Below are 13,969 nucleotides of genomic sequence, written 5' to 3' on the forward strand. Positions count from 1 at the left end.
CCCCGACGGCGCGGGCCGGAAGGGCGGTCGACGTACGGACCGCCGCCCCGGGTGGGCCGCACCCTAACATGAACAGTTGTTCACGTTATAGGGGTCGGACGCGGTCCCGCAGATCCGCCCAGTAGGCGTCCAGCATCCGCTTGAGCTCGTCGACCGTTTCCCGATCGGGCTCGCCGCCGCCCTTGAACACCTCGTGCAGCACGGCGTTGGCCGCCCACACCACCATCCGCGTCGCCCGTCGCACCCGGTCGCCGCCGGGCCCGCCCGTCAGGTGCTCCACGATGCGCGCCAGACCCTCGGCGATCAGCGCGTTGCTCTCCTCGTCGGCGCGCGCGAGTTCGGGACTGAGGTGACGCCCGGCCCACAGCGCCATGCCGCCCGGCTGGGTGCGGAACACCTCGGCGTACACGTCCACCATCGTGCCGACCGGGTCCGGCAGCCCGTGGGCGACGGCCCGCTCCACGAGCTCGTCGATGGCGGTCCGGAACGCCTCCAGGTACCGCCGGCCCAGCGCGTCCACGACGGCGCCCTTGTCGGGGTAGAACTGGTAGATGCTGCCCACCGGCGCACCCGACTCCTCGGCGATCCGCCGCATCGTCAGCGCCTCGTACCCCTCCTGGGACAGGATCCGGTCGGCCGCCGCGAGGACCGCCTCGACCCGCGCCCGGCTCCGCGCCTGCCGCGGCTCCCTCCGCACGCGCGCCCGCGGCCCCGTCGCTTCCGTCACCCCGTACCTCCCGGATCGTGCGAAGCAGGGACCGTATCAGCCGGCCCGGCGCCGGCCCCGGACGCGGCGCGGGTACGGGAAGAGCCGTGGAGGGCGTTTCGCCGCCACGTCCTCGACCCAGCCGAAGGTCAGCACCAGCAGTCCCGTCAGGGGGATCGCCACCAGCAGCGGGAACCACTGGCTGGTGAGCAGCCACTGGAAGTGCTCATAGACGAAGCCGACGGACCAGAGGGGGTCGATCAGCGGGATGGCGGCCACCAGCGCGGTCTCGTGCCAGAGGTAGACGCTGACGGCGCGCGAATTGAGCAGGCTGACGAGGCCGTTCCAGCGTTCCAGCGGCCGGGGCCACCGGTCCCAGGAGGGACTGACGTGGAGCAGCAGCGCGACGAAGCCGAAGGACCACAGGGCCTGGGCGATCGGCCAGCTCTCGATGTCGGTGTGCACGGTCGGGTCGACCGGCCGGGACTGCAGGTACCACCAGCCGGCCACCATGACCAGCGGCGCGACGGACGGCACGACGTACTGCGGGATCTTCTTGAGCAGTCCCTCCTGGTGCGCCATGCCGAGGATCCAGCAGGAGCCGAACATGGCGAAGTCGCTCGCCGTCTCCCAGACCCGGCTGTAGACGAACTCCTGGTCGGGGAAGAACGTGCTCATCACGATCGTCAGCGCGATCGGCACGGACAGCGTCACCACCGGCATCCGCCGCAGCGCCCACAGCATCAGCGGGGAGAGCAGGACGTACCAGAGGTACGCGCGGAGGTACCAGAGCGGGACGATGACCTGCACCGCCCAGCCCTGCCCCACGAGGTGGTCGAACCCGTTCAGGGACTCGGCGTACGGCGGCGTGCTCAGCGGGACGATCCAGAAGAGCAGCTTGCCCCACCACCAGTCGGGATGCCCCTCGGCGTCGGGTCCCCAGCCGTCGGCGATCTCCAGGGCGAGCATGACCCCGCCGAAGACCCACATCGGCGGCAGCAGCCGGCGCAGACGCCCCCGGATGACGCCCAGGGCGGGACGGCTGAGCGAGCGCGCCATCAGCGACCCCGCCAGCGCGAACATCACGCCCATCGACGGGAAGACGATGGGCAGCCAGAACCACCCGAAGTTGTGGTAGATCACCACACGGATCAGCGCCAGCGCGCGCAGCAGGTCGAGATAGCGGTCGCGGCCGCCCTTGCGCGGGGCCGGCGCCGCGGGCTCCGGCTCCGGCGGGGCCTCCTGGCGCAGGGCGGCGGGAATCCGGAGCCGGACGGTGTCCTGGACTCCCCTGAACTCGAAGGACGCGGTCATGGTCAGGCCTCCACCGGTGCGGCGACCTCGCCGGTGCGCCGGAGCTTCTGCCAGCGCAGCCGGCCACCGGTCAGCGCCGTGATCGTGGACTGCAGCAGGACGATGTACATCAGCTGCCGGTAGACCAGCTGCTGGATCGGCAGGCTGATCAGGTGCAGGGGCTTCTCGCCGTCGAGCCGGAAGGCGTACCACGACAGCACGGCCTGGAGCAGGATGAAGCCGCCCCAGCTGGCGAGGGTGATCGGGGCGTCCGCGAACAGCACGCCGTACAGCAGGAACAGGTCGACCAGCGGCGCGAGCAGCGGGGCGACGACGCCGAACATCACGACGAGCGGCAGTCCCAGGCGGCCGAAGCGTCCGGCCGGGCCGCGGGCGATCACGGCGCGGCGGTGCTTCCACATCGCCTGCATGGAGCCGTAGCTCCACCGGTACCGCTGGGACCAGAGCTGCGGGAGGCTGGCGGGGGCCTCGGTCCAGGCGCGGGCGCGCTCGGCGTAGACGATCCGCCAGCCGTCGCCGAGCACCGCCATGGTGATGTCGGTGTCCTCGGCGAGGGTGTCGTCGCTCATGCCGCCGACCCGTCGCAGGGCCTCCTTGCGGAAGGCGCCGACCGCGCCGGGGATGGTCGGGATGACGTTGAGCATGTCGTACATCCGGCGGTCCAGATTGTGGCCGAGGACGTACTCGATGTGCTGCCAGGCGCCGATCAGGCTGTCGCGGTTGCCGACCTTGGCGTTGCCCGCGACCGCGCCGATGGCCGGGTCGCCGAACGGCTGGACCAGCTCGCGCACGGTGGACGGCTCGAAGACGGTGTCGCCGTCCATCATCACGATGATGTCGTGCGACGCGGCCGCGATGCCGGCGTTGAGCGCGCTGGACTTGCCGCCGTTGGCCTTGCGGATCAGCCGGACGAAGGGCAGGCGCATCGCCTCGACGATGTCCGCGGTGCCGTCCGTCGAGCCGTCGTCGATGACGATCACCTCGATCGGATGGTCGCCGGCGATGAGGGAGTTCAGGGTGTTCGCGATGCACTCGCGCTCGTTGTAGGCCGGCACGAGGACGGTGACCGGCTCGGTGACGGGCGGGCCCCACGCGTCCCGCCGCCGGGAGCGCCGGGCGTGGAGCGGGGCGAGGACGAGCATCAGCGCGAAGCGTCCGAAGTTGAGGAAGCCGACGACGGCCAGCAGCGCGACGAGCACCGGCAGGGTGAGGACGGCGGCCTGGGTGGCCCAGATGTAGCCCTTGCCCGCCCACAGCTGGTAGCCGTGCACCGGCACGGTGGCATCGGTGGCGCCGAGCGCCTCCGAGACGGTGGCGAAGCGGTACCCCTCGCCCTTCAGCTTGACGATGATCTGCTCCAGCGCGGCGATGGTCTCGCTGCGGTCGCCACCCGCGTCGTGCAGGAGGATCAGCTCGCCCGCACCGGGCTTGCGCGGCATCGCCGCCTTGACGATCTCCTCGACGCCGGGACGCTTCCAGTCGTCGGTGTCGCGGTCGATGAACGCGGTGAGGTAGCCGTGGGAGCCCACGTACTTGATGACCGGGTAGTTCCAGTCGTCGAGCGCCGAGGCGTCGGAGGAGTACGGCGGGCGGAACAGCGCGGTGTGGACGCCCGCGACGCCGGCCAGCGCCAGTTGCGTCTGCGCGAGCTCCCAGCTGATCCGGGCCCGCGACTGGTACGCCAGGTCGGGATGGGTGAAGGTGTGCAGGCCGAGCTCGTGTCCGCCCGCGACGATCTGCCGGATCAGCTCCGGGTGACGCGTGGTCATCGCGCCGGTCACGAAGAAGTCCGCGCGGACGTCGTGGGCCGCGAGCACGTCCAGGATCTTCGGCGTCCACTCCGGGGAGGGGCCGTCGTCGAAGCTCAGGACCACGGTGTGGTCGGGGATCCGGTAGCTCACCGGGCGGTCGTTCCTGGACCCGCGCGCGTCGATGACGGGGCCGCCCTTGAGCAGGTTCTCCGGCACGGTCGTCTTGTCGACCGAGGTCGCGATCCGGGTGTCGTGGAACGCCTCGTTGGTGGCGAGGCCGCGCAGGACGAGGAGCGCGAGCAGACAGGCCAGCAGCGACAGCGGCATGAAGAAGCGCAGTGGCGGCGCAGCCAGGCGGCGCGGCCTCAGCAGGGACTGCCGACGACGCTGGTGGCGGGACAAAGGGCGCTCCTGGAGATGGGTGGTGCGGAGATCGGGCACACGCCGCCGGCCCGCAGTGGCTGCTCCGGGCGGCACGACGGTGGCGTATGCCGGGGAAGGTCCACGAGACCCGGCGGGACGGCCGGACCTCGCGGGCGTGTGGGGGTTGCCGACGGCGCGGTCCAGGGGGTGTCCTGTCGATCAGGCCGGATCAGGGAGCGGGGTCCGATCGGGCAGGACACCCCCTAGGGCCAGGAAGGCGACAGGGGGCCCGTGACGGGCGCGTACAGGGGCTTCGGCGGTATCCCCATCGCCGGGGCGTCCGACTGCATGCCGATCAGGCTGCCGCCCATGGCGGCCGCCAGGACCGCGCCGACCAGGGAGACCGGCCAGCCGAAGCGCCGGAACAGACGGCTGCGCAGGCCCGACTCGTCGACGAACACCGGTGCCGGGTCCGGCTCCGGCTGACGTGAATCGGCCACATAGGGCTGGACCGAGGGGACGGACCCGAGCCCGGAGGATGTGGCGGCTTGGCGCATGACTTGTGGCCTTTTTGTGCAGAGCGGGGAGACTGCTGAAGCGTAGAGCGGACCGTAGCGCATGAACTCCGTCGATTGATGTGCGATGGAGGCTTTTGACATATTCCGATCGGTTGTCGTAACCGGATCGGAATGTCGGCGGGCATCTCTCGATCCCTGGATGACCGGGTGACGAACAGACGGCGAGGTGGCTTGAATCTTTCGCTAGGATGACCGCTCGATTCACGCGATCAGCGAGTGATCCGCATGCAACGGGCGTGTCCGTCCACCGCCTTTACGCGCCCCAAGGAGCCCGTGTGAGCCAGACCCGCCGCACCCCTCGTCGCCGAGCGTGGACCGCGCTCACGCTGCCCGCCCTCCTGTGCGTGCTCGCCGCGTGTTCCGCCGGCCCGGCGAGCAGCGGGAGCACCGACGCCGCCGGGCCCAGGCAGGAAGCCTCGCCGACGCCCACCGGACCGCCGGCAACCCTGTTCGACGACTTCGACTACACCGGCGCCGACGACCCCTCCCTCGCCGCGCACGGCTGGGAGATCCGTACCGGCGGGGGCGGCCCGGGCGTCCAGGACACCTGGCGCGCCGACGGGGCCTCCTTCCCCGCCGACCCGACGGCCGAGGGCGGCCGGGTCCTCCGGCTGCGCTCCTCCACCGACGGCACCGCGCAGGGCACCACGCAGGTCGAGGTGCAGACCACGAGCCGGAGCTTCTTCACGGGGACCTACGTCGCCCGGGTCCACCTCAGCGACCGGCCCGCGGAGGGACGCAACGGCGACCACGTCGTCCAGACCTTCTTCCCGATCTCGTCCTCGGACTCCTCGGAGAACTACAGCGAACTCGACTTCGAGTACCTGCCGAACGGCGGCTGGGGTTCGGTGGGTCCGCGGCTCGACAACGTCAGCTGGTACCGCGCCGACCCGCCGGACCGGGTCCACCACACCCTCAAGCGGCGCCTGGAGGGCTGGCACACCATGATGATCACCGCCATGGACGGCAAGGTCACCTACGCGCTGGACGGCAAGAAGCTCTTCACCAGCTCCGGCACCTACGTCCCGCGCGAGCAGATGGACATCCACTTCAGCAACTGGTTCGTCGACCTCCCCTTCACCGGCGGCACCCGCGCCTGGGACATGAAGGTCGACTGGGTGTACTACAAGGCCGACGAGGCGCTCTCCCCGGCGGACGTCCAGCAGACGGTGGCCGACTTCCAGGCCACCGGCACCGCCTACGTCGACACCGTCTCCCGGCCCTGACCCCACCCGCCACGCGGCACCCCCCGACGTGCCGCTCCTCCCACGGGAGAACCGTCACCACGGGGCGGACTCCCCCGCACCCGACCCGGCCGGAGCACACCCCGGCCGGGTCGGGCGCGCCGGTCCCCGGGGTCCCCGAGAACGAGCGAGGGGCCGTTTCAGATTGCTCTGAAACGGCCCCTCGTCTGCGACTTCGAAAAGTCGGGACGACAGGATCGGGACCTTCGCCCCCTCGACCTCCAGGAGTAGGAGTCGATGGACCCGCGGACCGCCGCCCAGGTGGGACGAGGAAGGACGGATCTCGCGGTCTCCATGAAATCAAGACCCCCCCTTGCCACAATGGGCCCGCTGGGCCGTCTCGGCGCTTGTGCCGGGGCCGACCGGGGGGAGCGGGAAACCAGTGGCCGATGGGCCTTCCATAGAGGTGGACGTCGCGGTTCTGCTGGATGCGATGCCACCGCTCAGGCAGCGCGAGGAGATCCGACGCGCCCTGCTCTCCCCCCGGCAACCGGCCTTCACGTACGTCAAGGAGCGCGTTGCCGCGGAGGATGTCACGGCTCTGCAGGTGTTACGGGATGGGAACACGCCCCTACACCGGCTGCTGACGCCCCGGGCGGCCGCCGCGTCCAGTGTCCGCTCGCTCGTGGGACGTCGACCGTTCCTGTCTGAGGAGCCCGCCGCGACCCAGTCTCTCCGCGCGTCCGCTGCCATGGGTCTGGCGCTCGTCGGTGACGCCGCACAGAGCGCCGACGAGTTGGCGACCGGGCTGCTTTGGCTACGGGCCAACCAGGCCCACCCGGGCCACGAACACTCCTGCCCCCGGGACCTGTTGAAGCGGACCGACGCCGGGCACGCCACTCGGCTGCACCGCCTCATAGACGCCGTGCCCGCGACCGACCAGGACCTGGCCCTGTCCGCGCTGACATGGCTGCTGGCCCTCGACGGCGCTCTGCCACAGCCTCGCCCCACAGCGAAGGCGACCGTCCTGTTCGACGACGGACGGGGCGGTGTCCGCGGCACCCTCACCCTCGCCGTACTGCCTCAAGGACCGCCCGCGCTGCTGCCCGATCCGCGCACCATGTCGGGATTCCGCGGAGACGAGCGGTTCCTGCAGTCACTGCGCGACGCCTGGGACGGCATCGGGAGAGGCGTCACCACTACCGTGCTCTGGTCGCTGACCGACCCGGACGGTGTGGTGGGCATGGTCGAGGACAACTCCCTCGGGTGCGCCTTCGCGGTCCTACTGGGAGAGGCCGAACGGGCCGAATGCCGATTACGGCCACCCGCACTGCGCCGGATCAACCCGCGCACCGCTCTGGTCGGTGGCCTCGACGCCGCGGTGCCCGGCGCACTGGTGTCCGTGGGCGGGTATGCGGCCAAGCTGAAGGCAGCCGGAGAGGGCGCCAACGTCGTCGTGCCCGCCGCCGACCGGGACGAGGCCCGACAGGCCCTGCCGGGCGGCACCGCGGACCGGCTCCTGTTCGCCGCCACCGTCGGGGAGGCGGCCCGCAGGGCGCGTGTCTGGGACTTCCCCGTGGTCAAGCGGGTCAGCTACACCGTGGTCGCCACGCTCTCCGTGCTCGCTCTGCTCAGCCTGTACCTGGCCAACCGGTTCGGCGCCACCAGCGAGGCCGAAGCCCGCAGAGCGCTTGCCTCGGACCTCGCTGCCGAGGCCATGCTGCTGCGCCAGACCGATCCGAGGCTGGCCGCCCTGCTCGGCCTCGCGGGGTACACGATGGAACCGGACACCCCGCGCGCCGTCCAGGCCATGCGGGACGTGCTGGAGGCCAACTCCGGGGTGCGCCTGTCGTGGCGGGCCAGCCCGGAAGAAGTGCACAGCATCGCCGTCGACGACCGGCACGGCCGGGTGTACACCACCGGAGACGACCCGTACCTCAAGTCCTGGGACCTGCTCACCGGCAAGGAGCTCGGCAGGACCGGCGGAGCCGTCACCGACCTCGTTCTCGACCACCCGAGTGGTCTGCTGGCCGCCCGCGACGGCACGACGGTGTCGGTGTACTCGGTGCTCCGGCCCGTGCCCCGGCTCATGGGCCGGCTCGCAGCCCCCTCGTGCGGGGGCAAGGGTGGCAAGCCCGTCGCGAACACGTTCGCGGGTAACGGGGCGAGGCTGGTGGAGGTGCTGAGCGACGGAGCAGTCGCTCAGTACGACACCACGACCCTGGAGGAGCTCGACTGCCGACGCACCGGGGACGTCGTCAACCAGGGCCATCTCATCCGCGCGGCCGACGACAGCGTGGCCGACGCCACGACCGCGCCCAGCCCGCCGCCGGCCCTCGCCGGACAGCGGCACGGCGAGGACCAGGCTCTGCTGCTGCTCAGTTCCGGCGACGTCATGACGCTGGGACTCGACACGCACCAGCTCACCACCGAGATCAGGAGCAGCGACGTCCAGGGAAACGCGCTCCAGATCGACGCCGGCGACACCGCGGTGCTACTGGCGACGCCGCTCGGGGTACAGGCCTGGGACCGGCGCAGCCGTCGGACCCTCTCCTTTCCGGTCGGCGGCCTGAGCTACCGGCCCCGCGCCATGGCCGCGTACAGGGGCAGTGTGGCCATCGCCGGGAACGACGGCACCGCTCTCGTCCCCGTGGGCGGCGGTGACGACAGGATCGCCAGCCGCGGGCTCGAAGTCCCGCGTGGGGGAACCGCATTCACCGCCGCAGTCGGCGATCTGTTCACGGTCGTGTCCGGCGGGCGCGGCGGCCGGGTGAACGTGCTCGACGACCGGCCCGATCCCCTCGGCCTCAGCCCCGCCTCGCACGCGGACGTCGCCTCCTTCGGTCCGGACGGGCTGCTGCTGCTTGCCGACGGCGGCGAGCCGTTCAGCTCGGACGGCGTCTACACGATCGATCCGCGCACCACCCCCGAGATCGCGCTGAATCCGGCAGCGCAGTCGTACGCCCACGTCGCGGAGTACCCCTTGCGCGGCACCTTCGAGTTCCGCGACGCCGCCACGGCGGGATCTCTCGTCGCGGCCGTCGGCCGGAGTGACGACAACGCGGCGGCGGCCGTCGTGTGGCGCGGTGAGGGTGCCGACCCGAAGGTCCTGCCCCTGCCCGGTCCGGGCCGGGTCGCCGCCGGTGAACGCCTCCTCACCAGCGTCGCCTTCGTGCCGGAGGCGGACCTGCTCGTCGCCCGGCATGCCACCGGCCCCGTGATGATCTGGTCCACCAGGACCTGGCAGCTCGTGGCCGCCATCCCTCTGAGGGCGGGATCAGGTCTGGCCGTGCACGGCACCCAGGCCCTTGCCCTGGAGAACCGCGGAGCCGAGGGTCCCCGCATCGTCCTCCTCGACCTGACGACCCGCGCCATCACCCGGTCCGCCCCAGCTCCCGGTGCGCGGTTCCTCGACTGGAGCCGTGACGGCACCCGAATCGCCGTGCTCACCCAGGACAACACCGTGCACTACCGGGACACCGCTCTGAAGGAGACCGGCGCACCCCTCGTCCTTCCCGAGACCGCCGAGGCTCCGACCGCGATGGCCCTGTCTCCCGACGGCCGACGCATCGCCATCGCCGTCGACGACCAGGTCCTCGTCCACGAGACCGCCACCGGTCTGCAGGCCCTTCCGACCTTGCCCGCCGCCGCCGTGCCGGGCACCCTCCGCCTCTCCTGGTCACCGGACGGCGACTTCCTCGCCGGGGTGGGCCGCCGGGACGACAGCGACTACTACGCCGCCGGCGCCGCGAACGTGTGGCGAGTCGGCGGAATCGACTGGCGCCGACAGATCTGCCGGTGGACCGGTGGGACGGGCCTCAGCACCGGGGAATGGCGAAGCCACATCGGCGACCGCCATCCCTATGCCGACCTCTGCGCCGAGACGAAATGAGCCGCCTCATGCCCCGCGGGCCCCGCGCCGGACGCCACCTCCGCAGGCTCCTGCCCTGCGCCCTGGCCACGCTCCTCACCGCCGTCGCGTGCACCTCCGCCGACGGCGGCCCCCCGACGTCCCACGCCACCGCGTCGACTCCCGCCGTCCGGGCCCCCGACCGGCAGCACCCCGTCATCGCCTTTCTCCGGTACGAGAAGGAGCCGGACATGGCGGTCGTGATGGCAGACGCGGCGGGCCGGACCTGGAAGGCCGCCGACGTGTCCCCTGTCCACTCTCCCCTGTCGGGCAGCCGGTCGTGGCCGAACCGGCTGGTGTGGTCGCCCGACGCCGACCGCCTGGCCTGGCTGGACAAGGACGACTGGGCCGAGACGGGAGAGATCCACCTGCTCGACGTGCGCACCGGCCGAGAGACCTCACGCCCCTGCCCCTGCAGCGGAGTCGGGTTCCTGGGTGAGGACGCCGTCAGCCTGAGCACCGACGGCCGCTCCCTGCTGCTGTTCCCGCCCGACGGCACCGCGCGGCGCATCGCCTTGTCCGAACACCTGCTTCCCTACTCGAAGCTGGCCGCCGGTGGGGCCGACGACGTCGTCCTGTTCTCCAAACTCACCGAGGGGCCCGACCTGGGCGTGTTCCGCGGAGAGGGCACGCTCGCCGTGGCCGACCGCCGGGGCAAGGTCCGGCAGCTGCTACCGGGCAAGGGGCACACCACCCTCCACGAGGCCCGGCGACAGCCCGGAGGTCCGGCCGTGGCCTGGTCGAACCACGACTCGGGGGGCGTCTGCTGGGGCAGGGAGAGCGTGCTCACCCACGCCGTCACCACGGGCGGCCCCAGCCGACCGCTCCCCGACGACGCGGCATTCCGCCACGCCCTGGTGCCGGAGGCGCGCCTGGTGACCTCTCTGGACTGGGCGGGTGAGGGCCTCACCGTCACCTTCAGCGCCCTGCCGAACTGCAGTGTCATGTACCCGGAGCGTTCCGCCTCCTACTACGTCCGCGACGGCCGGTGGACCTATCTCGGCAGCGGCATGCTCGGCATCGCGTACGGGGCCGACGGCCGGGTCGCGCGATTCGACTCCCCCGTGTACGGGAAGGCCACCATCGATTCCGGTCCGACCACAGGCAGGCTCACCCTCACCACTGGTGGCGAGAGACACGTCCTGGGCGAGGGAGTGTCCCTCTTCGCCTTCACCCCTGCCGAAAGCGCGGCCGCCCGGCCTCCCTCAGCACCGGCTCCCCCACCATCGGAAGGCGTGACCGCAGAGGACGACCACGGCGCCCCCCTGCCCGATGCCGTGCGCGTACTGGCCCGGAACATCGAGGCCGCGGCTGCGGAGGGCGACACCGGCCGCCTCGACGCACTCTGTGACCCCTGCAGCACGGCGGAGCACGACTGGATCCGCTCCGCCGAAGGCCCGCGGGCCGTCCTGCGCGCGATCCGCACCCACCCCAGGAGGGTGGACGCCGAGCTGGTCTACCCGGGTCCGGGCAGCTGCGCGGACGCGATCGACCGGGAGGACACCTGCACCCCGCAGCAGCTCCGGGACGCCGCCGTCCTCGGTCTGAAACCCGGGCTCGGCCCCTCCTACTCCGCGGCGGAAGCCGTACGCGTACCGCTCACCCTGCGCATCGAGGGAGGAACCGCGCGATGGACCGGGATCGCCGCGGGGTGACGTGCCCCGCCGTCACCCCGCCCACCCCCCGCCAGGCACCGGACACCGACACCACGGAGCCGATCCTGACCGGCGACACCGTCGAGGGCCGGCGGGTGCTCGGGTTCGCCTGCACCGCGCGGGCCGCACCCACCGCGGCCGACGACCAACTACTCCTCCAGGGTGATGAACAGGCCGACCGCCCACCCCGGCGGAGCTCCGACCCCGCGGACCACCCGAGCCTGCTGCGCACGGGCAGGCGACCGGGCAGCCAGATGCGGACCGACCCGGTCCGCACCCACCGGCCCGACGACCTGCGCCCCGGTCTGGCCAACCGCTTCCGGGACCTGATCCACGGCCCGTGCACACCGCACTTCACCGCGGTGCTGATCGAGCACCTGACCGCATCGGGCCACCACACCTGGCTGAGTGGAGGCGCCCCCCGGGACCTGCTGTCCGGGGCCACCCCCCACGAGGTCAGCGACCTGGACCTGACGGGCACCGCGCCCGCCGGAGCCTTCACCGAGACGACCCGCCAGGTGCTCGACCTCGACGGCACGAGTGCGGAGCACCCCCAGAGGTTCAGCCCCGACACCCTCGCCTGTACGGTCCTCGACCCCGTCGCCCGCACGGGCGGACCGAGCCTCGACTACCGGGGCCTCGGCCTCGGCCTCGACGGCACGTCCTTCCCGGCCACAGGCACCGACCTGTTCCAGGACAGCATGCAGCGCGACCTCACCGTCAACACGCTGCTCTACGACCCCGTGCAGAACCTGGTCGTCGACCCGCTGGACACGGCACTCGACGACCTGACCGACGCCGACGGCAAGCGCCGCCTCGTCCCTGTGAACACCTCGACGGATCCGCTGGTGTGCGCCGAAGTACTCCTGCGCGGCGTGAAGTTCCGGCTGCGCTGGGACGATCGCGTCCTGGACGACGGCCCCCTGCGCGCATGGGCCCTGGCTCTGCCGGACGATCTGCTCGACCGGCTCGACCGGTGCGGCGAGGAGACGTGGCACCGTCTGGCGGGGCTCTGGGGCCAGTGCGTCCCCGACCCCACGTCTCCCGCGCTGAAGGAGACGGTCCGCCGACTCGGAACCGTCGCCGCCCAACTCCACGCACGGTGCGAGCGGGCAAGCGGATGACGGCCCCTCACCCCGAAGGGGCCGCCCTGCCCCCACATCGGCCCCTCAGCGACTGGATCGCCCGTGTCCTGCCGGGCGCCCCGGGACAGCCTCCCGCACTCGGCCGCATCAACGACGGTGACGAGCGCGCCGACGCCCGCTTCTTCCCGCGGTTCCGCACCCAGCCCTGGACACGGACCAGCGCGGTCGTCGAACAGGCCGGCGAGCTCTGCCGCGCCCTGGCACTGCGGGCGCCCGACGGGCAGGTGGTCGTCGAACTCGACGACCACGGCGCGCCCGTGCCCGTCTCCGAGCCGGGCACCGACCTGGTCACCAGTCTGGAGGAGCGGTGGGCCGGCCCCCCGGCCCATCCGGAGATCGTCGCCGGCCTCCATGCCGAGAGCCTCGCGCTGCGCTACTTCCTCCTCCACCGACTCACCCGTGAAACCCTCCCGCCACCGAGCCTCTTCCACTGTCTTCCCTGGGAGCGTGTCGACGCCGCGGCCCGCTCGGCCGCAGCCCGACTGCAACCCGAAACCAGCTCCTCACCCGCCTTGCCGATCCCTCCGCCGAACGGAGAACTGCGCCACTGGTTCACCCCTGCCGCGTCATCGCTCGCAGGCCCCCTTCAGGTCCTCGAAGCCGGCCTCCGCACCGAGCGGACCGGCCCCTGGTTCGGCAGGGAGGCCGCGCACCTGCTGAGCGGTCTCCGCGCCGCGGAACCCGCGCGTCTGCCCGCCGCGACCCGGCATGCCCTGGCGGGGCTCGTCGACGCACTCGGCGAGGCGGACCGGGCTCTGCGCCACTCCGCGCGGCTGGTTTCCGAACGGCTGACCGGGCTGCGACGCATCGAACCGATCGCCCTGACAAGACGCCTGGACTCGGACTTCGTCCTCCGGGCGTCCTCGGGGGGCCGGCGGACCGGCCGCACCGAGTTCCTCGAGCATTGGCCGGTCGCCGTGGGCCTCACCGTAACCGGCGGCGGACTGCTGGAGATCGAGATGGAAGTCGAGGACCACCCCGTCCCGCCCTTCCGGCGTCTCACCGACGGCGCACTCTGCCATCCGGTGACCATACGGCTGGGCACGGACACGGACGCCGTTGGCTCCGGCACGGGCATCCGATACTGGATGGTCCTCGACGCCGCCGAAGGCGTGCTGCACGGCTTCGTGGCGGTGACCGCGCCGGACTCCACCTTCGAGGTCGACCTCGACGCACCGCCCGTACCCCTACGCTTCCTGGACCGGGTCTCCCGGGAAGAACTGGAGGCATCGCTCACCGCCAACGAACATGTCACGCTGTCCCAGTGGCACCAGTTGATCGACGGCCTGCCCCCGCACCACCCGGCCCATGCCGCCCTGACCGCCTACGCGGCCCGCCGTGCATGACGCCAACTCCCTTGGCC

Annotated in this window: 9 protein-coding genes; 5 read left to right on the top strand and 4 right to left on the bottom strand. The window is 72.0% G+C overall.

Annotated features, from left to right (window positions below):
* Positions 1-85: 85 nt before the first annotated feature.
* The 4 genes from ACZ60W_RS23710 to ACZ60W_RS23725 all read right to left on the bottom strand — a co-directional run bounded on the left by ACZ60W_RS23710 (position 86) and on the right by ACZ60W_RS23725 (position 4,634).
* Entirely contained in the window at positions 86-727 is a 642-nt protein-coding gene (locus tag ACZ60W_RS23710) for a TetR/AcrR family transcriptional regulator (protein ID WP_469757353.1), read from the bottom strand.
* Between the two features lie 36 nt (positions 728-763).
* A complete protein-coding gene (locus tag ACZ60W_RS23715; RefSeq protein ID WP_469757354.1) occupies positions 764-2,020 on the bottom strand; it encodes an acyltransferase family protein in 1,257 nt (418 codons plus the stop codon).
* A 2-nt stretch (positions 2,021-2,022) separates the two neighbouring features.
* A complete protein-coding gene (locus ACZ60W_RS23720; RefSeq protein ID WP_469757355.1) occupies positions 2,023-4,173 on the bottom strand; it encodes a bifunctional polysaccharide deacetylase/glycosyltransferase family 2 protein in 2,151 nt (716 codons plus the stop codon).
* A gap of 224 nt (positions 4,174-4,397) precedes the next feature.
* Positions 4,398-4,634: a hypothetical protein gene (locus tag ACZ60W_RS23725; RefSeq protein ID WP_469757356.1), complete on the bottom strand. Its 237-nt coding sequence runs from the start codon at positions 4,632-4,634 to the stop codon at positions 4,398-4,400.
* Positions 4,635-4,987: 353 nt separating this feature from the next.
* Here ACZ60W_RS23725 and ACZ60W_RS23730 point away from each other — a divergent pair, with 353 nt between their 5' ends.
* The 5 genes from ACZ60W_RS23730 to ACZ60W_RS23750 all read left to right on the top strand — a co-directional run bounded on the left by ACZ60W_RS23730 (position 4,988) and on the right by ACZ60W_RS23750 (position 13,952).
* Positions 4,988-5,938: a glycoside hydrolase family 16 protein gene (locus ACZ60W_RS23730; protein ID WP_469757357.1), complete on the top strand. Its 951-nt coding sequence runs from the start codon at positions 4,988-4,990 to the stop codon at positions 5,936-5,938.
* Positions 5,939-6,647: 709 nt separating this feature from the next.
* Positions 6,648-9,788, top strand: coding sequence for a WD40 repeat domain-containing protein (locus tag ACZ60W_RS23735; RefSeq protein ID WP_469757358.1), 3,141 nt, complete (start codon positions 6,648-6,650; stop codon positions 9,786-9,788).
* Positions 9,789-9,796: 8 nt separating this feature from the next.
* Positions 9,797-11,461: a WD40 repeat domain-containing protein gene (locus tag ACZ60W_RS23740; protein ID WP_469757359.1), complete on the top strand. Its 1,665-nt coding sequence runs from the start codon at positions 9,797-9,799 to the stop codon at positions 11,459-11,461.
* Entirely contained in the window at positions 11,437-12,585 is a 1,149-nt protein-coding gene (locus tag ACZ60W_RS23745; protein ID WP_469757360.1) for a nucleotidyltransferase family protein, read from the top strand. The genes ACZ60W_RS23740 and ACZ60W_RS23745 overlap by 25 nt, the downstream gene beginning before the upstream one ends.
* Complete coding sequence (locus ACZ60W_RS23750) at positions 12,582-13,952, top strand: hypothetical protein (protein ID WP_469757361.1); 1,371 nt, start codon at positions 12,582-12,584, stop codon at positions 13,950-13,952. The genes ACZ60W_RS23745 and ACZ60W_RS23750 overlap by 4 nt, the downstream gene beginning before the upstream one ends.
* The last annotated feature ends 17 nt before the right edge of the window (positions 13,953-13,969 follow it).

The sequence above is a fragment of the Streptomyces sp. NPDC104202 genome, assembly GCF_055584185.1.